The 18,995-nt window shown below is 36.1% G+C and carries 17 protein-coding genes and 1 pseudogene; 12 read left to right on the top strand and 6 right to left on the bottom strand.

Annotation, left to right across the window (positions count from 1 at the left end; genetic code table 11):
* Positions 1–76 precede the first annotated feature (76 nt).
* Together G9F74_RS04595 and G9F74_RS04590 are read left to right on the top strand one after the other, a co-directional pair.
* Positions 77–565, top strand: a complete 489-nt coding sequence (locus G9F74_RS04595; RefSeq protein WP_016108034.1) for a GNAT family N-acetyltransferase — start codon at positions 77–79, stop codon at positions 563–565.
* 250 nt (positions 566–815) lie between these two features.
* Positions 816–1,226: a DUF3908 family protein gene (locus G9F74_RS04590; protein WP_000996796.1), complete on the top strand. Its 411-nt coding sequence runs from the start codon at positions 816–818 to the stop codon at positions 1,224–1,226.
* A gap of 29 nt (positions 1,227–1,255) precedes the next feature.
* Here G9F74_RS04590 and G9F74_RS04585 read toward each other — a convergent pair whose 3' ends face one another.
* The 5 genes from G9F74_RS04585 to odhA form a co-directional block, all read right to left on the bottom strand.
* A complete protein-coding gene (locus G9F74_RS04585; RefSeq protein WP_016108035.1) occupies positions 1,256–2,797 on the bottom strand; it encodes a SagB family peptide dehydrogenase in 1,542 nt (513 codons plus the stop codon).
* 15 nt (positions 2,798–2,812) lie between these two features.
* Positions 2,813–4,762: a TOMM precursor leader peptide-binding protein gene (locus G9F74_RS04580; protein ID WP_016108036.1), complete on the bottom strand. Its 1,950-nt coding sequence runs from the start codon at positions 4,760–4,762 to the stop codon at positions 2,813–2,815.
* Positions 4,759–6,678 carry a putative thiazole-containing bacteriocin maturation protein gene (locus tag G9F74_RS04575; protein WP_016108037.1) on the bottom strand — a complete coding sequence of 640 codons (1,920 nt, stop codon included), beginning with the start codon at positions 6,676–6,678 and terminating at the stop codon, positions 4,759–4,761. The genes G9F74_RS04580 and G9F74_RS04575 overlap by 4 nt, the downstream gene beginning before the upstream one ends.
* 125 nt (positions 6,679–6,803) lie before the next feature.
* A complete protein-coding gene (gene odhB, locus G9F74_RS04570) occupies positions 6,804–8,063 on the bottom strand; it encodes a 2-oxoglutarate dehydrogenase complex dihydrolipoyllysine-residue succinyltransferase (protein ID WP_000569924.1) in 1,260 nt (419 codons plus the stop codon).
* Positions 8,064–8,193: 130 nt separating this feature from the next.
* Positions 8,194–11,061, bottom strand: a complete 2,868-nt coding sequence (gene odhA / locus G9F74_RS04565; protein ID WP_000197133.1) for a 2-oxoglutarate dehydrogenase E1 component — start codon at positions 11,059–11,061, stop codon at positions 8,194–8,196.
* 967 nt (positions 11,062–12,028) lie between these two features.
* On the opposite strand from odhA, the gene G9F74_RS04560 reads away from it, so the two are divergent.
* The 10 genes from G9F74_RS04560 (at position 12,029) to G9F74_RS04515 (ending at position 18,006) form a co-directional block, all read left to right on the top strand.
* Positions 12,029–12,244 (top strand): helix-turn-helix transcriptional regulator, encoded by a 216-nt coding sequence (locus G9F74_RS04560; RefSeq protein ID WP_000428507.1) that lies wholly within the window; start codon positions 12,029–12,031, stop codon positions 12,242–12,244.
* Positions 12,241–12,618, top strand: a complete 378-nt coding sequence (locus tag G9F74_RS04555; protein ID WP_016108038.1) for a hypothetical protein — start codon at positions 12,241–12,243, stop codon at positions 12,616–12,618. The genes G9F74_RS04560 and G9F74_RS04555 overlap by 4 nt, the downstream gene beginning before the upstream one ends.
* A 28-nt stretch (positions 12,619–12,646) precedes the next feature.
* Complete coding sequence (locus G9F74_RS04550) at positions 12,647–12,829, top strand: DUF3976 domain-containing protein (protein ID WP_001178305.1); 183 nt, start codon at positions 12,647–12,649, stop codon at positions 12,827–12,829.
* 135 nt (positions 12,830–12,964) lie between these two features.
* Positions 12,965–13,327: a hypothetical protein gene (locus G9F74_RS04545; RefSeq protein WP_001034135.1), complete on the top strand. Its 363-nt coding sequence runs from the start codon at positions 12,965–12,967 to the stop codon at positions 13,325–13,327.
* Positions 13,328–13,344: 17 nt separating this feature from the next.
* Positions 13,345–13,614: a hypothetical protein gene (locus tag G9F74_RS04540; protein WP_001193096.1), complete on the top strand. Its 270-nt coding sequence runs from the start codon at positions 13,345–13,347 to the stop codon at positions 13,612–13,614.
* An 80-nt stretch (positions 13,615–13,694) separates the two neighbouring features.
* On the top strand, positions 13,695–14,240 hold the full coding sequence (locus tag G9F74_RS04535; RefSeq protein WP_001267647.1) for a hypothetical protein: 546 nt from the start codon (positions 13,695–13,697) through the stop codon (positions 14,238–14,240).
* Positions 14,241–14,408: 168 nt separating this feature from the next.
* Positions 14,409–15,005, top strand: a complete 597-nt coding sequence (locus G9F74_RS04530) for a DUF4878 domain-containing protein (RefSeq protein ID WP_000756068.1) — start codon at positions 14,409–14,411, stop codon at positions 15,003–15,005.
* A 766-nt stretch (positions 15,006–15,771) separates the two neighbouring features.
* Complete coding sequence (locus G9F74_RS30520; protein ID WP_131232464.1) at positions 15,772–15,840, top strand: hypothetical protein; 69 nt, start codon at positions 15,772–15,774, stop codon at positions 15,838–15,840.
* A gap of 32 nt (positions 15,841–15,872) precedes the next feature.
* Complete coding sequence (locus G9F74_RS04520; protein WP_016108039.1) at positions 15,873–16,772, top strand: ABC transporter ATP-binding protein; 900 nt, start codon at positions 15,873–15,875, stop codon at positions 16,770–16,772.
* Positions 16,765–18,006, top strand: coding sequence for an ABC transporter permease (locus G9F74_RS04515; protein WP_016108040.1), 1,242 nt, complete (start codon positions 16,765–16,767; stop codon positions 18,004–18,006). The genes G9F74_RS04520 and G9F74_RS04515 overlap by 8 nt, the downstream gene beginning before the upstream one ends.
* A 406-nt stretch (positions 18,007–18,412) precedes the next feature.
* On the opposite strand, the pseudogene G9F74_RS04510 reads toward G9F74_RS04515, so the two are convergent.
* A pseudogene (locus tag G9F74_RS04510) lies at positions 18,413–18,886 on the bottom strand (hypothetical protein).
* Positions 18,887–18,995: the final 109 nt, after the last annotated feature.

The raw sequence follows: 18,995 nt of genomic DNA, 5'->3' as shown, positions 1-18,995 counted from the left end.
GTAAAGGGAAGTAATCTTTTTTATTGAATAATAAAGAGGGGGAAATAGTTACATATAGAAAAGGGGATTTTTAAAAATGGTTGTAGCACTTCAAAGAATTCAAGAATCAGAAAAAGAAATATTACGTAATTTGTACGCATTATACCTTCATGACCTTTCTAAGTTCACTATGAATATAACTATCGGAGCGGATGGTTTTTTTGAATACGAAGATTTGCACATGTTTTGGAAAAATGACGGAATCACTCCGTATTTTATAAAGGTTGATCATAGTATTGTAGGATTTTTATTACTATTAGAACGTCCATTTTTGAAGAAAGAAAACGATTTTTGTATGAATGACATTTTCATATTGAATCAATATAGGGGAAAAGGAATCGGTAAACAAGTTATTGAAAATTTACTAGAAGAGAAACGAGGACAGTATTTCGTTATCGAACTTCTAAAAAATGTACCGGCAGTTTCGTTTTGGAAGAAAGTATATAGAGAGTTAAACATTGAATTTGATGAACGAAAACAAATGATTGATGATGAAGAATGCCTCGTTCAAACGTTTAAAATATAATGAAATAAGTGTTCCTAGTATATTACTTTGAAATTTAGCTTTATCCCGCTATTTGTGGGAGTCGGGTTGCTCGTAAACGCCCGATTGGTGAGGGCTGATAATCAGTGGGGGATGAACAGCCCTCCTACTGATTAAAGTTTCACTTTATTTTGAATATAAGGTTCACCCTTGAAAACAAAGTACGTATCGCTTATATTGTCATATAGTATTTGTTTTTTAACAAAGCAATGAACGAACCAGGGGGCGCAGTATGGCAATTAACATGAAAACAATCGAGGAATGGATTGCGGAATCAAACGCAAGACAGGAAGAAGATTTTGGACACGTTGTTGAAGAGATGAAAGAAGTATGTGTCGGACTTGATAATGCGACATTAATTTATACGAAAAATGTATTTTGCTTCGGTAAGAAAGTAGAAGTATTGTTTTTCTTCCAAGACCATGTCGTTATCGGACAAGAAAAAGACGAATATGTTGAGATTGAAAAATTAAAGTATGATGCCATTACAAATAGTAATTTAAAAACAAATGACAAAAATACAACGTTAGAATTAAAGTTTGCTAACGGACAAACTATCAATTTAGATAGTTTAAATGATAACTATGGTACGAAAAATTGGTTATTTGCAAGACAAATTAAGAGTATCTTTAAAGTAATCTAGTAAAAAGCACGCCGGTGGACGGCGTGCTTTTAATTATGCAAAGACCCTTTTAACCAATTCCGCGCTCGATACGCCCCAACAGGAATTTGAATAAGTGATGTTTCATTTCCACCATCAATCCCGTACAATTGATCACAAGAATTTGTATCAAAACTTAGTAACGGATGACCACCCATCCCCATAGCGGTCGCAGCGAAAACGAGTTTATGAACGAGTATACCAGCTTCCATTTGGTGAATGCGATATCCTCTATAGCCTAATGCACGTGTGTAGTAATCCTTCTTTCCAACTACATGTAAGCAAAGTGGTACTTGAAAAAGGTTTACGTTATCCATCGTCATACTAGATTGAAGGGGGTAACGAAGGTCTCCATACCGAATTGGGTGTATGGAATGTGTTTTACTGTTATAAGCATAAGCCCCGTTTTCAATAGTTTTTACGTTATAAAAACATCCATATAAGGAGACGCGTGCATTTTCATTTATATACTTGCCATCAAGGTCGTTGTAATAGGGGAAGGAGAGGCTCGCTTCTTGTAGTAAAGTAGCAAGCTCAGCTGCATCCCATTTCGTTAAAGTAAAGTCATCGTTAGGGGAGTACCGTTCTTTACAAAGTTGTAAGAAATCATACGATAAACGCTCTACTTTCGGTAGCTGTACAGTGTGCGCATGATGCTGATAGTACTCTTCATGAGCTAGTGTTTGGAAGTGTTCTGTCGATTCAATCATAGATGCTTCATTTATTTTTGTTATCATTGGATATCCTTCCACATGTTTGGAACGAACGAAATGCTCATGTGCTAAAGGTGGAATTTGTTGCAATAAGTCATGAGAAGTAACGGTTTTATTTTTACGATAATCATCGTGGAACCAATCTATATTCGGTTCTGTACTTAAAGGAATAACAGCATACACACTTTCTTCTCCTTCGGTCAGTCCGAGTAAATGATTGATTGCACGGTCTAGAAATTGAAAGTATACGCCATTTGTGTAACCGAATTGTTTCGCACATTCGAGTAATTGACCGATGAGAACACCGCTATCTAATCCTTGCAGACGATACGAAAAGTTATTGTATTTAAAAAAGTTTTTCCAAAACATAGTGGATACAAATGCAGCACCAAAGCAAGAATGTATGTTACAGCGATTGCCGAGTGCGTCTGTAAGATAAGAATCGAAATTTCCTTCGCGAAGTAAGATAAGTCGGTGATGCGCAGCGTCATAATGGTAAATGCCGTCTGGATAATGATCCAATTTTAAATATATATACAATTCATTCGGATATAAAGCACCACCTGAAGGGATAGATCTCCGGAATAAATTCCTCTCGCTATTTAGCTGACATAATTGGGTTATACCAAATGAATACAAAAGGTAAGGACCAATCTCATCCAAAGTAGGTGTAGTAGAAGAGTTCGGCAAAGATATTGGGATTTCTGAAGAGAGAGGGATGACAGGTACATTTCGATATAACTTATAAGGAAGCGGTGCGTCTTCCCAGTTTACCTCATGATTCGGCATAATTTCATCAATAGTGAAATGGAGATGATGTAAAAAAGTATCTAGCTGCATGAAATCCCCCCTTTACTATGGAAATGGATGAGGATGTGGATTTAATTGTTCGTTTGTTAAAGGCTCAGCCCTATATCCAAGTGTCATCGGTACAGTGTAAACTCTATCCAGTCCGGTAACACGAGTGAGATGGTGACCGAACGTCATCGGTAGCATGCCTGGGATCATGACTTTTACACAATGTAATCCGTTCTGCTCTATAAGGGGGACGGTTTGATCTACAACGATTACTTCGAGCCCAGATTGATGCAAACGATTTAAAAGTTGATGAAGATCAGATGTCAAATCCATATCAAACGATTGTAATGCATTCATTTCTTGGAACGATTGCACCGGAGCATCGTCACGTAAAAGGAAATGAAGACGTTCTTCCGTTTCTTTTAATCCGTACAGCATACTATGGTCTTCCATTTTATTAACGAGATAAGGATCTTGTAAGCATTTTTCGTAGTACTCTCTTTTTTGCTCGAGCTCATCATCTGCTATTAGTAACATGCCTGCTATTTCGTGAATTGCACTTTTTATAGCTCGAATAGGATCTAAATGAGAGCCCCCTGCACAAACAACGTTCATTCCATTTGCACGCGTATTTTTCGCAATTACCCATAAACTCGGGATGCCGTGTTCCATCGTCGCGTTAAAAACGTGTAATTCATACCCGGTAATCGTGCGTAACCGCTGAATCATTAATTGTAATTCCGTATCGTTTGCTGAGCTAAGATCAAGGCGGGACAGAGGTAATTCAGCATACCAAGTGAGCAAGAAGGCATCACGCTCTACAATTTCTAAAATGCCGTGAAAAATTGCTTCTTCTAAACTACCACCAATTGCACAACCATTGGATGTTTCATATACGAAAGCATCCCGATGACCGAGGCTATAATAAGCGATTGATTCTGGAACTAAAAGTGGCTTGTTTTGTGATAAAGAATAGCCCCATACCCAGTTTTGTTCATAGTCAGGATCAAACGGCTTAAACGGAAAACTATCACGATTATAATGTTCATTTGCATGTACACCGAGTGTGAGGGGATTCAGTGCATGATCCTCTAAATCATGAAAACTACCATGCACATTTGTCTTTTTTCCTCGAGGTGACATACCACAATATCGTTCTAAACCTTCTAAAATAGCAGTTGCTTCACTCAGTGCAAATGAATGGGTTCGACCTGCAACACCTTCATTCCCAAACATTAACGGCATGTTTATAATGACGTCAGCGAATGGTAATAAAGAATGCTGCATTTTTCCATTCAACATACCAACCCGGTAATCTAAATAGTCTCTCGTTAAAAATGTATTTAGTTCATGAATAGAACGACAGCGATACGTTTCAGCACTTGTTTTTAAGCTCGGTTGTAAAGAAATCTGTGCCGCATCCGCAGTATCAGCAGGTAAATTACTACATATAGGACAGAGAGGATCTGGAAGAAAAGAATGCCGCGTACATTGCAGTGTTTGTAAGTTTAGTAAAATGAGTTCATTTTCTAAAGAAGAATGTCCGTGAGCTAATATTTTCTCCGTTTCAGCATGAATGAGCTGGCACATTTGCAGAATGCCATTTTGGGTGGCGCGTACATCACGCCTCGTTACGTGCTCTGATTTCAACGCATATTTCCGCTGTAATTCCCACATTTCTTGTTGATCAAATCCGGCGATAAAGCGTCGTCCATCGGCACAATGGGTGCATCCCGTTGCAAGAGGATGAATATAAGGTCCGATAACACCTTCACCAAATGAAGTAAACGCACGTAGCCACGGAATATGATTGGAACGAAAAACAAGCTCAGCATCATGATGAATAGTAGAAGGAGAGCCGTCATGTAATACGAGAGCGAGGTTGATATTTTCAGGGAGTTCGTCTGTAATTGTATGTTGGCGAATGATGGAATATTGTTTGCGTAATTGATCATGTACATAGTCTGCAAGTAGGCCATCTCCTATAAGCAATATATTTTGAGTCATAGACCGTCCTCCTTTGCAATTAATACCCCGTACACACCATCTAAATTTTCTTTCAAAAATGATTCAATCGCTAAATCAAACACGAATGGATAAAAATTATGTTCTCCTAAATGCTGCAAGGCAAGCTGTAAAGATTGCACATCTGGGATTTCTTCGTCCGCTTGTATTTCTATTCGAAAAGAATCAGTGTCATATAAAATAATAGATGATTCAGGCAAAACAGTAGCTCTGTATGGAGTTTCTTCATTTTGAATGTGAAGAAGAGATAGTTGTAGTGCGTTACGTAACGCTAACGTCATATTAATACTGGATGCGCCATACCATCTATCATTTACACCGACCCAAACGACTGGAAAACTAAGAATCTCTTCACTCATTGCTATTTTAGGTGCTTCATGAATTGTAGAGAGAGCATCGTAATAAAACTTACAATGTGTATCATGAATTTCAGCTAGGTCGATCGTTGTAATTTCTTCTAGCATATGTGATTGCCGCTCATATAGTTTATTGTTTAAATGTTGTTGTAGTGCCCGGTATACACCTTCTGTCATCGTTTCCCCAGCACCAATACCGATATCGTTATGTTCAGGAATAAGGCGATGAATGATTTCAGCTACATATGTTTCAATTCCTGTTAAACCAGCTTCACGGCGAGCTTCATTATGAGTCAAACCAGCGCAAGTCATAAGAGGCAGGAGGGAAGCGGGACCATCGGATAGTGGTGTAGCTACTTGAATATTGCATTGTGATAACGGTAGTTGATATGAATTTTGTTCATCCCACACATGGAATATACCAGCTTCTTTAGAAGTTAATGAGTCGAAAAAACGGAACAATTCAGTTGAAGTATGTTGGTTGGACCGCTGCGCAAGTTTTTCGGTAAGATTTTCTATTGTATCAATTGTAAAACTTTCATCAGTTGCGAGAGGATGTTTTATAAAAGGATGCCATGTCCCTTCGAGTGTTTCACAGTTTAATAAAAAGAATTGTGGCTCTTTTTCTCGATATGAATCATCAGCGACGTGTTTAAATAATTCAAAAACAATTATATTTGCTAACATTGCGCCAGTAATTGGTGAAAAAGGAGCTGATGCATTTTCATTTTGCAAAGTAGCTTCATGTAGACGATGCCAAGCTGATTCCCAGCATTCTTCACGATCAGCTGTTACGACAGGACCAGCCAAACCGAATGTTGATAAACAAATGGCGGGTATGAAGTTCTTTCCTACTTCCTTGCAAATCGTGTGAACTGTTCTTAAGCCTTCAATGTCTCCATTTTGAGAAACGTATAAAATCCAGTCAAAGGGTTCGAACACTTCATGCAGGGGGCGGTCAATTGTAGTATCTATTTCTTGAACAAGTACATTGTCATCAACTTCATATGCACGTTCTACTAGTTCATGAATTCGGTCGTAATTTGTTTCCATATAATCTGTGACAAGGTAATGAAATGTAGGTAATCCGGATTCTAGTAAAGAAGAAACTAAGGAAGTAAGCATATCCCCAGAACCAAGTATAAGGACATTTGCTGCGCGGTACGTCTGGAATTTTAAAGCACCTGAATGAGAATCAGCTTCTAGAAATTCAATTTGCGAAGCATACCTATCGAGTAATGCACTGTTTAATTCATGAGGTGCATCTTGACTTACATCACGAACAAAACCATTTTCATATAAAATCTCTCCAATTTCAAATACACGATGTTGATAGGGGAGAGGAAGACCATCGGTTATTTCTGCTAAAGAATGATCACCATTAAACATAGGCATTAATTTTTCAATCCAGTTATAAATTCCATCACCGTCCATGCGGAATGAACTGGCGTTATTTCGAAAATAGACACCCCCGTTTGAGTCGGGAAGGAAGAAAGTATCCTTATTTGCTTTAAGCTTTGCATGAGCTGGAAGGTTATTCATTTTAATCCTCCTTACGTTTTAAGCATACATTATTAGCTTATGTCATGAAATTTGTCCCATATGAACGCAATAAAAAAAGGCTGTAGAATGATTTATTCTACAGCCTCTAATAGACTATTAGTCTATCAACCTTCTAATAATAATGATTTTGGATCTTCAAGCATATCTTTAACAGCAACAAGGAAGCTAACTGCTTCTTTACCATCAACAATACGGTGATCGTAAGATAGTGCAAGGTACATCATCGGACGGTTTTCCATACGCTCTGCATCAATTGCAACGGGTCTTACTTGGATTTTGTGCATTCCTAAAATACCTACTTGTGGGCTGTTTAGGATTGGTGTTGACATTAGAGAACCGAATACACCACCGTTTGTAATTGTAAATGTACCACCTTGTAGCTCTTTTAATGAAAGTTTATTATCACGTGCTTTCATACCTAAATTACGAATTTCGCTTTCGATTTCAGCGAAGTTTAATTGGTTAGCATCGCGTACAACTGGAACAACTAATCCATCTGGAGCTGCTACTGCAATACCGATATCATAGAATTTTTTAATGATAAGCTCGTCGCCTTGAATTTCAGCATTTAATAATGGGAATTGTTTTAATGCTGCAACAACTGCTTTTGTGAAGAATGACATAAAGCCAAGACGTACATCATGTTTTTTCTCGAAAGCATCTTTACGCTCTTTACGTAATTCCATGATTGCACTCATATCAACTTCGTTAAATGTTGTTAACATTGCAGATGTTTGTTGTACTTCTACAAGACGTTTTGCAATTGTTTGACGGCGGCGAGACATTTTCACGCGCTCAACTGGTTTTTCAAATTCCGTTTTTGCAACTGGAGCAGGAGCTGGACTTTTTGGAGCAGCTGGTGCTTCTTTTGGTGCTGCAGCATGAGCTTGTACATCATGTGGTCTCACACGTCCAAGTGGATCTGTGCTACGTACGTCGTTTAAGTCGATTCCTAATTCACGAGCCATTTTTCTAGCAGCTGGTGATGCGATAGGACGGTTCGTATTTGGTAAACCTTGTAGAGCCGTAGCTTGTTCAGCAGTTGGAGCAGCAGCTTTCGGTGCTTCAGCTGTTTCTTGTTTTGGTTGCTCAGCCACTGGTGCAGGTGTACTTACAGCCACTGGTGCGCCATTTGCATCTAAAATTGCGATAGTTGCGCCAACTTCAACTGTATCCCCAGGCTCGCCTAGTAACTTTGATACAATACCTGAATCTTCTGCAATGATTTCTACATTGACTTTATCAGTTTCAAGCTCAACAACGCTGCCACCTTTCTCAACTTTGTCACCTACGTTGATAAGCCATTGTGAAATAGTTCCTTCTGTAATAGATTCTGCAAGCTCAGGTACTTTAATTTCGATCATTTTAAATGTCCTCCCCTTATTTGCCTAACGGTGTGTTTTGTCTTCTTTAATCTTCGGTAATCTCCATTTGTTAGCTCGACTTGGGCAGAATATCTGCCCAAGTCGAGCCGGGAAAAATTCATTGTTACTTTTAGTTGCTATAAACTTCAATTTCTTGTTTATCTTGACGGAAGTTATACTTCACATCTAAAGCGTGCGCCACAATTAGTTCTTGCTCAGCTTTGTGAGCGAACGGATCGCCACCAGATGGGCTAGAACGATCTGGGCGTCCAATGTAACCTGTTTTCACTGTATCTCCAGCTAGTTCGAACAGAATTGGAGCCATGTAATGCCATGCACCCATATTACGAGGTTCTTCTTGAACCCAAATAATTTCTTCTAAGTTTTTAAAGCGTTTCATAATAGATTGAACTTTTTCAGCAGGGAATGGATACAACTGTTCAATGCGAACGACATGAACTTCATCTAAGTTGTATTCATGTTTACCAGACTCGATTTCCGCTGCTAAGTCAATCGCCATTTTACCTGTACTTAAAACAAGACGTTTAACTTTATTTGGTTTCATGCCAAGGTTTTCTTGTTCTAAAGCAGGTTGGAAACGTCCTTCGCTTAACTGACTAGCAGTTGAAAGCGTAAGTGGGTGACGTAATAAACTCTTCGGCGTCATAAGTACTAAAGGTCGAACAGCTTCTGTTCCTAAAATAGATGCTTGACGACGCAAGATATGGAAGTACTGTGCTGCGCTCGTTAAGTTTGCAACTGTCCAGTTGTTTTCAGCAGCTAACTGTAAGAAACGCTCTGGACGTGCACTAGAATGCTCTGGTCCTTGACCTTCATAACCGTGTGGTAATAGAAGAACTAAACCAGATTTTTGACCCCATTTTGCTCTTCCAGCTGAAACGTATTGATCAAATAATGCTTGCGCAGTATTTGAGAAGTCACCATATTGCGCTTCCCACATAACAAGAGTTTCTGGAGCGAATACGTTATAACCATACTCGTAACCAACAACAGCAGCTTCTGATAACGGACTGTTATGAACAGAGAATGAAGCGTTAATGTTTGGTAAGCGATGTAATGGTGAATATGTTTCATTTGTATCAGTATCGTGTAATACGATGTGACGATGCGCGAATGTACCACGCTGTGAATCTTGACCAGTTAAACGAATTGGTGTACCTTCTTGTAAAATAGAAGCGAATGCTAATGACTCAGCAAGTGCCCATTCAATTTTACCGTTCTCTTCAAGAGCATCTTTACGGCGTTCAAGAATTTTCTTCACCTTCGGATATACGTTAAAGCCTTCTGGCCAAGATAATAGACCTTCATTCATTGCACGAAGTGAGTCAAGTTCAACACCAGTATCAATTGGCTGAATGCCTTTTGCAACAACATCTGGTACTTTAACGTGAATTGTTGCATCGCTCGTATCAGCTGGTGGTACTTGTGCATAATCAGATTTTAATTGTTCTTGTATAAATTGAGTAATTGTTTCAACCTCATCTGCATTTAGAACACCAGCAGCTTGTAATTGATCTGCATAAATTGCTCTTACAGTTGGGTGATTTTTAATTTTTTTGTACACTTGTGGTTGCGTAACTGCTGGGTCATCCATTTCGTTATGACCGTAGCGACGGTAACCAATTAAATCGATTAAGAAGTCTTTTTTGAACAACGTACGATATTGAATCGCCAGGTTAGCAGCAGCAAGGCAAGCTTCTGGATCATCAGCGTTCACGTGAACAATCGGAATATCAAAACCTTTTGCAAGGTCGCTTGAATATTTCGTAGAACGAGAATCATAGCTATCAGTCGTAAAACCAACTGCATTGTTTGCGATAACATGAATTGTTCCGCCCGTTTGATACGCGTTCAATCTGCTTAAGTTTAGTGTCTCAGATACAATACCTTGACCAGGGAATGCAGCGTCACCATGAACTAAAACTACGAATGATTTAGAAGTATCTTGTTCTGGAAGACCAGACTTTTTACGATTTTCTTGAGCCGCACGTGCGAAACCTTCCACAACAGGATTAACGAACTCAAGGTGACTCGGGTTATTCGCTAATGTAACGCGAGTGCTAACTTCTTCATTCCCAACGACTTGTTCTCTACCTAAATGGTATTTCACGTCGCCAGTCCAGCCAGCATTTGCCACTGCGCCTTCTATTTTTGCATGTTTGAATTCAGCAAACATGTGAGTATATGGTTTTTCTAATACGTGAGCAAGTACGCTTAGACGACCGCGGTGAGCCATACCAATCATGACATCTTCAACGCCGCCTTTAGCACCTTCTAGCACAATTTCATCTAGAACTGGTACAAGCATATCAACGCCCTCGATAGAGAAACGCTTTTGCCCAACGAATGTTTTATGCAAGAATTGCTCGAAACCTTCAACAGCTGTTAAACGTTTTAAAAGAGCAGTTCGTTTTTTATTTGATAATGGTTGACGCAATGAATTTGATTCCACCATTTGATGCAACCACGCGCGTTCTTCACTATCTTGTATATGTGAGAATTCATAAGCTAAAGATTTTGTATAAACGTCTTTTAATCTATGAATTACATCAAGTGCAGTGTGAATACCCTCTGGTGCATCTTGCCATACTGTTTTAGCTGGAATCGCTTTCAAGTCAGCATCGCTCAATTCGTTCATTGCTTTCTCAAGAAGAGATTGTCCGTTTGCAGCATCTTCCATCGGGTTGATGTGAGCCAACGTATGCCCGAAAGAACGAATCTGTTCAACAAGTTGAACGACTTTAAGAATTTTTTCAATGTTACCTGTGTTTTGAGGAGAAAAATGTGTTGCTGTGTTGTCCCCTGTTACGACATCATCTTGAAACGAAGGAGCTCCAAAAATTTCAAAAAGCTCTTGTAATTCCGGATCAACAGAACCTGCTCCAGTTACGTAAAGATCATACTGTTCAATAACATAACCAAGGTTCGGACCATGGAACTTGGCCCAAGGGTTTGTCGTTGTATTCTTCCTCGTCATTTGTTTAAACCTCCCAATGCATATAATCCTTTTCCTATACAAAAGGTGCATTTTGCTCTTTTTCAATAATTGATGAACTAATAATTAATGTAAATGTTGTCTTTACTCTTATGTTATTACAATAATTTACATAATACCAAACACTATTACTTATCTGTTTTGTAAAAAAACATTCACAATAACTTATCACCCAAGTTAATCTTTCATGTTATAAAGTAATTTTACAGAAAAATGGAGTGGATATATTTGGTATACCTACACTAACAACTATAATTGTTGCATTTACATATAGGTATAATAGTTAGAATGTTTCGATAAAATAAAGTTCGAATTATGTATATTGAAATAATAAGCGCTTTCATTGATATTATACAACAATATAACGGAATATAGTATAAAAAATAAAAAATTATGAATTTAGAGTAAACTTTATTTCGGTAGTGTTAAATATTGAAAGGAAAACGAAGGATTTCTACAAAAAAAGTGGCTAAACATAAAAAATGCTTCATAAACCGTTAGTTTCTATTAATATGCCGAAAAATACCGTAAAACAAATAACGCATTTCATCTAATAAAGCGGCAAATGAAATATTTTAAAAGGATAAAACAAATATGGAGATATTAAATTTTTATAAAAATGGAGAAGGGATATAGTAACGGATATATACATTGTTCCATGTTGCATTACAAAATAGACGTGCTGAAATTGAAAAAGTTTCTTCTATAATAAAGTGAAACTTTAATCAGTGTGGGGTTTGTCCATCCACCACTGATTATTAGCCTTCACCAATCGGGCAGTTATTTCCCACCTAAATTCCTCGTATTCACTGAATTTTGAGGTGGGAGTCTTACTGCCTGTTAATGCGGGATAAATAGCGTGAAACAAACTGAAATATATGTAAAGGAAACTTGACGTAAAGTTTACTTTACATATATACTCGATATAAGGGAGGAGGGAGAAATTTCCTTGGAAAATAAAATGGTCGAATATCGAAAAAAATTTGGACTATCTCAAGAAAAATTGGCTGAGAAACTTGGAGTTTCCAGACAAACCATCATTTCAATTGAAAAAGGGAAATATGATCCATCACTTCCATTAGCATTTGAAATAGCGAAAACATTTCAAACAACGATAGAACATGTATTTATTTATGAAGGAAAAGAAGAGGGGGAGAAAGGATGAATGATTCACAAAAGTATTTTGTTATTATGGGAATTATCTTTTTAATTATGAGTGGATTTAGGATACTAGCAGGTATAATGACACATTCAGCACCACCAAGTCCTACTTATACGTTACTAGCAATGATGATTATGTGTTTCTGCTTAAGTTACTTACACCCGCAATTTAAAGAAAAAGATGAGCGAATGAAACTCATTCGTTATAAAGGGATGTTCTTCAGTTTTTTTGCATTAACAGCGTATTATCTCCTTTTCTCTATCGGCTTAAATTTAAAAGTAATGACACTATCTGCGGTTGAACTATTACATATACTTATGGCACTTACAATGAGTACCGTCTTTATCTCATTTGTTGTTTTGGCAAAAAGATATTAAGATGGAAGAGAGAAAGGAAGATTAACATATGCAAATGATGTATGCTTTTGGTATGGGGATCGTTTTATTTTTAGCGGTGTTCCTATTCATTCGTAAAGACGTTCAAGGCGGGACGTTAACGAAACGAGGATTTTATAAAATGATTGGCTGTTTAGTTGTTATGTTTATAGCGATTATCGTAATGATTGTATTAATTACTCAATCATTATAAATTTTAAAAATGAAACCTTACTTTTTGTAAGGTTTTTCTTTTTGTATAAAAACCTAAAAATTACCACAAAAACCATTTACTACATGGAAGCTATATTGTATAATCCAATAAAATAATAGAAAAGGAGAATAGTATATGAATAAAAAAGCTATCTTCTTTTTATTAACAAGTCTACTACTTGTAGCTAGTATTACTTATATAATATGTAACACACGAGAACAAGTACCACCTATATTAGTATGGGAGGACCAAGAATACTACGTTACGGATGAACCTGCTCAAGCAGAAGAAGTCGGGCAAAGGCTCGGAGAAGTGACAAAGAAAATTGAAGCAAGTAAAGCACCTACTAAAAATAGTGAATCTAATACATTACAAGAAAAAACAGAAGTATTCACAATGATTGAAGAAAAAAAAGATGATCAATCGCCTTTAATCATAAAGGAACCTTATGGTGATGAATATAGAATAGTAAGGCCGATGTTAAAGCAAGTACTATAATAGAAAAGGAGACTCATATGCAGACAATAGCTTCATATCCGTGGTCGTTAAGAAAAATATTTGTCTTTTTCCTTTGCTTTATTCTGCCTCCTATCGGTTTCATTTATATTTTGATGAATAGAGAAGCACTACAAAAGAGAGATTTCATTTTATATGTATTATTTGCTGCTATTAATATATCGCTTTGGTTATCATTGATGATTTTTGATAGGAGTATGTGGATGGTAGCGGGACATGATGTGCTTAGCGTAATTGTTATTATTGTTTCGAATATGAATAAGGGATAACCCAGCAATTTTAAAGTTGCTGGGTTTTATTTTGATATTTATAATGAAATAACAAATCTTTAATAGAGAGTAGTGGCATTATGAGATGGAGAGCAGGAACGTTTGAAAAAATAGAAACAAACCATGCATCTATTGAACAAATTATAAATACATATAAGAAACAAAACTTAAATGGTGGAGCGGTTATAAGCTGTTTTAAAGTACATAACGAAAACTTTTTCAAAGAAATACCACATGGAGAAGATGGACACGAGCACTTTTTCAGAAGAATCTGCAACTCTTTAGATATAATCAATAACTTAGAAGAATTAAAAATACATACATCAGATAAATATAAGTTTCGTTTTAAAGAGCATCAGGCAGTCATGCTTGATGGTAGCATTGCCGCTCAAATTTTGTGGGGCGGAGCGTATGAAGCATTTCAAGAACGGCCGGTTGCTGCGAAGCAATTAGCGATTAATGTATGCCAATATATGTTCCAAGATCGATACGAAGATATTAAAGTGTTTGAAAGTGACCACCCTTGGACAGATTGGTTTTACGATGTTGCATGGGATGCTACTTGGATGGTATTAGATAGTAAGGAGCATAAAATGTGGTTAATTTGTGCTACGGATACGGATTAAAAGATAAAGAGTCTTGTAGAAATGCTACAAGGCTCTTTATCTTTTGGGAAAGAATAGAAAATAAATCGTATAAATGTTATACTAAAAAATGTTTGTAATGTAAGTTTTATACTGTTGTATAGTGATGGCTTACTAGAAAAGAAAAGGTAAGGTAAGAGGAGAATGAACGTGAAAAAGGTAAAGAAATTATTGCTACTAATGATGGTAATAGGGTTAACAGTTGGTGTTCTAGCAGGATGTGCAAACCCGAAAGATACTGCTGAAGAATTTTTAACAGCAATACAAAAAGGGGATGTAGAGAAGGCTCGTACATTCGTTGAAAGTGACAAGGAATTTAATAAACTAAATGAAAAAACAGATGATGCTGAAGCAAAAGAAATGCTAAGCGCAATTACGAAAAACTTTAAATTTGAAAAACTAGAAGAAGTATCAAAAACAGATGATAAAGCAGAAGTGAAAGTGAAAATTACATCTGCTGATCTATCTGTTGCCGTAACGAAAGCAATGGGAGAAGTTATGCCAATGGCCTTCGCTAGTGCCTTTAGCGAAGATAAAGAGCAATCTGAAAAAGCAATCGAAAAAACAATGACATCAGCTATCATTAAACATTTATCAGATAAAGATGCAATAATGGCAACACGCGAAGTTACATTGAACTTAAAGAAAAACAAAGATGGTGACTATAAAATCGTTGCTGATGATAACTTGAAAGAAGTATTGTTTGCGAATGCTAAAGCTTTGGAGAAGATGTTTGGTGGGAAGTGATTGACTTACATAAAAAAGAGACATCATATCACGTAGTAGGGTGATATGGTGTCTTTTTTTATGACCATGGAGAGGTTTGAACTCACGATATCCATTCTAAAAATTTTATATCATGTTTTTATAAATATATAACATAAAGCTAGTTGTAACAGGGAAGATACTGTATTCGATGTTTTCTTAGGCAGATCCTGTAACGTAGAAAAGTGAAATTTCTAGACCAGATTTTAATTAGTTTTCTTTCAGTTTTAATGAGGAGATGTACGAAGATGTTGTGACTATGCCTGCTGAATACTATTAATTGTGAAGTTAAATAAGACAACAATTTATTAGAGGAAGATTAGTTAGTTTAATTATAAGATTTAGGTGTTTAACAGGGTTACTAATTAATTTCAGTTCTCCCATGAAAAATTAAAGAAAAAGTATTGATTAACAAATTCGTGTTTTAAGTGAATGTGGGGGCTTCTTTAAATAAAGGTGGTCAACACTATGTAAATAATTAGGAGTGCTAAAATATGCAAAATTGCATATTAATTATTTTAAATCTTATGCTAACCTTATAATGCGAAATATAACATTTGTTGGTAATGATTCATTTTTGAAGGATAAAAAATGAGATATTACAGTGAATTGTGTGCCATCGTCCTATATTATAAACGATAATAACGAAAGCTATTTGAAGTCCTTTGAGGGAAATAAGTTATTAAAGAAGATACCATATAGAAGATTTTTCGGAATTTAAGATGTTACAAATGTCATCTTATTTTTAATGTCTGATAAAAGTGATGCCATTAGAGGGCAAAATATTGTGGTTGACTATGGATATACAATTGTATAAATAAATCATCTTGGGAATTAAGGTTGTGGATAATGAGTTTACTAATTAAAGATTTAACAAAGAAATTTGACGAGCATGTTGCAGTGGATAATTTGAATATCGAGATACCGAAAGGTGAAATATTTGGGTTCTTGGGCGGGAATGGAGCAGGTAAAACGACTACATTTCGAATGATACTTGGACTTTTATCGAAATCAAGCGGAACCATTTCATGGAATGGTAAACCTATAAATTATGATGTTACAGATAAGATTGGGTATTTACCAGAAGAACGTGGTCTTTATGCGAAAATGACTGTCAAAGAACAAGTTAACTTTTTTGCAAAATTAAAGAATATGAAAAGTAAAGATGCAGAAAAAGAACTGCACTATTGGCTGGAGCGTTTTAATATAACTGAGTATCTGAACAAAAAGGTAGGAGAACTTTCAAAAGGGAATCAGCAAAAAATTCAGCTGATAACAGCGATTATACATAAGCCTGAACTCTTAATTTTAGATGAACCATTTAGTGGTTTAGATCCAGTAAATGTTGAAATGTTAAAAGAAGCTGTTCTTGATATGCAAAAACAAGGGTCGTCGATTCTTTTTAGTTCACATCGTATGGAACATGTGGAAGAATTATGCCAACACATTTGTATCATGCACAAAGGAGTATCTGTTGTTCAGGGAGACATTGCCAAAATTAAAAGTGACTTTGGTAAAAAGAATGTTGTAATCGTTGGCGATCATGACTTTGATCATTTAAAAGAAATAAAAGGTGTGGAAAGTATGAAGAAACGTAAGAATGCAGTTACACTTAAAATTTCATATGAAGAAGTTTCGCATGTTTTATTTAAAGAGATAACGAAATTAGGGTATGTTAAAAAGTTCGCAGTGGAAGAGCCTACACTAAATGACATCTTTATTGAGAAAGTAGGTGCACAGCATGAATAGTTTCTGGACGATTTTTTTACAAAACTATAAATCTAAGGTAAAAGCTAAATCATATATTGCTATTACAATCATAATTTCTATGTTAATTATAGGACTGATGAACTTTGACAAAATTTATAACTATTTTGTAGGTAACGAGGAAGAGCAAGTTGTCATTGTTACAGAAAAAGAAGAATTATATACAACTATTCATCAAGTGTTTAAAAATGTCGATAGTAAGATGCATGTTAAACATAGTACGGATAAACCAAAAGCAGAATCGGGCGTTAAAAATGGTGATTATTCATATGCTATCGTTGTAGAGGAATTGGAAAATAAACAACTAAAGGCTACGTATATAACTGAGACAGATGTAAATCAGCAAGATGTTAGCAAGGTTCAAACGATTTTATCTCAAATACAATCTTCTAATTTCGCTCAGCAATTGAATCTATCGCAAGATGAATTAAAGGTGTTAACGACGCCAGTAGAAATTCATACCAAAACTGTTTCAGATAAGGTTAAAGATGGAGAACATACAGAGGGTGTAGGAATTTTAATTAATACCTTTATCATGCTAAATTATTTTATGATATTATTGTATGCTGCGCAATTAGCTACAGATGTTGCAACAGAAAAATCTTCTCGTGTAATGGAGTTAGTTGTTTCAAGTATTTCGCCTACAAAACATTTATATGCGAAGCTATTCTCAACATTATTGGCAGGTATTACACAAATGATAATTTGGGGCTTGGTCGCAACTGTTGGGTATAAAATAGCAATTAATGAATCGAAAAATGATATTTTAAATAGTATTGATTTAAACTCTGTTGCTCCTACTCTAGTGGCGTATGGGATTTTATTCTTCACATTAGGATTCTTATTATATGGCTCATTATCTTGTCTACTCGGCTCTATTATTAGTCGTATAGAGGAGTCTTCTCAAGCTGTTATGCCACTGATGTTTATGTTAATTGCTGCTTTGTATATCGCACTTTATGGAATGTCAAATCCAAGCAGCACGGTTGTTACCGTTACTAGTTATATACCTTTCTTTACTCCTATTGTTATGCTCGTACGAATTGGATTCCTCAATATTCCAGTATGGGAGATTGCGCTTACATTAGCGATTCTATTAGCAACAATATGTATGATGATTGGTTTAACGAGCCGTGTTTACCGCGGCGGCGTATTATTATATGGTAAAGGTGCATTTAGTAATATAAAGAAGGCAATCAAGTTAGGGAAGAAATAAGATTAGCTCATTCATTTTTGAGACTTATATTTACAAAGAACTACATGGTTAATCTATGTAGTTCTTTATTTTTTGTAAAATGTATATAAATAAATATAAAAGAATGTGTTGTCAATTTAGAAAGCGTTGATAATTTAAAAAACCTTATGTTGTAAACGATAGAAAAAGAAGAAGTAGGATCATAAACACATATGCACCATTAGGTAAATACGTGGAATTTATAAAATAGGTAGGGACTGTTTCGTTCCCTACCTACCTACCTACCTACCTACCTACCTACCTACCTACCTACCTACCTACCTACCTACCTACCTACCTACCTACCTATCTATCTATCTATTTCTGAATATCGATATTCAATTTTATATATAAAAAAATAAGCTCCGAAAAGCTTATTTTTTCATGATTATTCTCCTCTTCCTGTAACTGTCATTCCTGCTGTGTAAATTGTATCTACAGAACCATCAGCGCTTACAATTTCAACTTTGTAACGGTATGTTCCATTATCTCCAATATCTTCGCCATATCCTGTGAAAGTAGAAATTTCATCATTACTTCCAGCTGGAACCCATTGATTTTTCCAATTGAAGAAAGTATCATATTCTCCCTAGCTATCTCCATATTTCTTTTCGATGCTGACATTGTAATGAATATCCTCAGTTCGGTCATTTGTAATTCTTGCAATTACGTTTTGCCCAAATCGGTATTCCGTAGCGTGTACTTGAACTGTAACACCATTCACCGTTTCGCTAGGACCACAGATATAACGACAGAACTCGCTTGCTCCGTCAGCATGTGCTTTAGGTGTATCAATGTTCATAACCGTGAAACCGCCCAAAGCTAAAGCTCCTGTTAATAATACTTTACCAAATGTTTTCACTTGAAATTCCCCCTAAGTATATTCTCAATTCGTTCAATAGATATCACATTAAGTAGTTTTATAACATTAATCTAATCGAACGCTTTTTTTCCTCGAGTGTATTTGCTAT

The sequence above is a fragment of the Bacillus sp. EKM202B genome (genome assembly GCF_011066025.1).
Classification (GTDB): domain Bacteria; phylum Bacillota; class Bacilli; order Bacillales; family Bacillaceae_G; genus Bacillus_A; species Bacillus_A toyonensis.
This window is presented reverse-complemented; position numbering and strand designations above follow the sequence as displayed.

Bases quoted from the DNA above. Each gene is read 5' to 3' on its own strand.
- G9F74_RS04595 (WP_016108034.1), top strand. From the start codon at position 77: ATGGTTGTAGCACTTCAAAGAATTCAAGAATCAGAAAAAGAAATATTA.
- G9F74_RS04590 (WP_000996796.1), top strand. From the start codon at position 816: ATGGCAATTAACATGAAAACAATCGAGGAATGGATTGCGGAATCAAAC.
- G9F74_RS04585 (WP_016108035.1), bottom strand. From the start codon at position 2,797: ATGCAGCTAGATACTTTTTTACATCATCTCCATTTCACTATTGATGAA.
- G9F74_RS04580 (WP_016108036.1), bottom strand. From the start codon at position 4,762: ATGACTCAAAATATATTGCTTATAGGAGATGGCCTACTTGCAGACTAT.
- G9F74_RS04575 (WP_016108037.1), bottom strand. From the start codon at position 6,678: ATGAATAACCTTCCAGCTCATGCAAAGCTTAAAGCAAATAAGGATACT.
- odhB (WP_000569924.1), bottom strand. From the start codon at position 8,063: ATGATCGAAATTAAAGTACCTGAGCTTGCAGAATCTATTACAGAAGGA.
- odhA (WP_000197133.1), bottom strand. From the start codon at position 11,061: ATGACGAGGAAGAATACAACGACAAACCCTTGGGCCAAGTTCCATGGT.
- G9F74_RS04555 (WP_016108038.1), top strand. From the start codon at position 12,241: ATGAATGATTCACAAAAGTATTTTGTTATTATGGGAATTATCTTTTTA.
- G9F74_RS04550 (WP_001178305.1), top strand. From the start codon at position 12,647: ATGCAAATGATGTATGCTTTTGGTATGGGGATCGTTTTATTTTTAGCG.
- G9F74_RS04545 (WP_001034135.1), top strand. From the start codon at position 12,965: ATGAATAAAAAAGCTATCTTCTTTTTATTAACAAGTCTACTACTTGTA.
- G9F74_RS04540 (WP_001193096.1), top strand. From the start codon at position 13,345: ATGCAGACAATAGCTTCATATCCGTGGTCGTTAAGAAAAATATTTGTC.
- G9F74_RS04535 (WP_001267647.1), top strand. From the start codon at position 13,695: ATGAGATGGAGAGCAGGAACGTTTGAAAAAATAGAAACAAACCATGCA.
- G9F74_RS04520 (WP_016108039.1), top strand. From the start codon at position 15,873: ATGAGTTTACTAATTAAAGATTTAACAAAGAAATTTGACGAGCATGTT.
- G9F74_RS04515 (WP_016108040.1), top strand. From the start codon at position 16,765: ATGAATAGTTTCTGGACGATTTTTTTACAAAACTATAAATCTAAGGTA.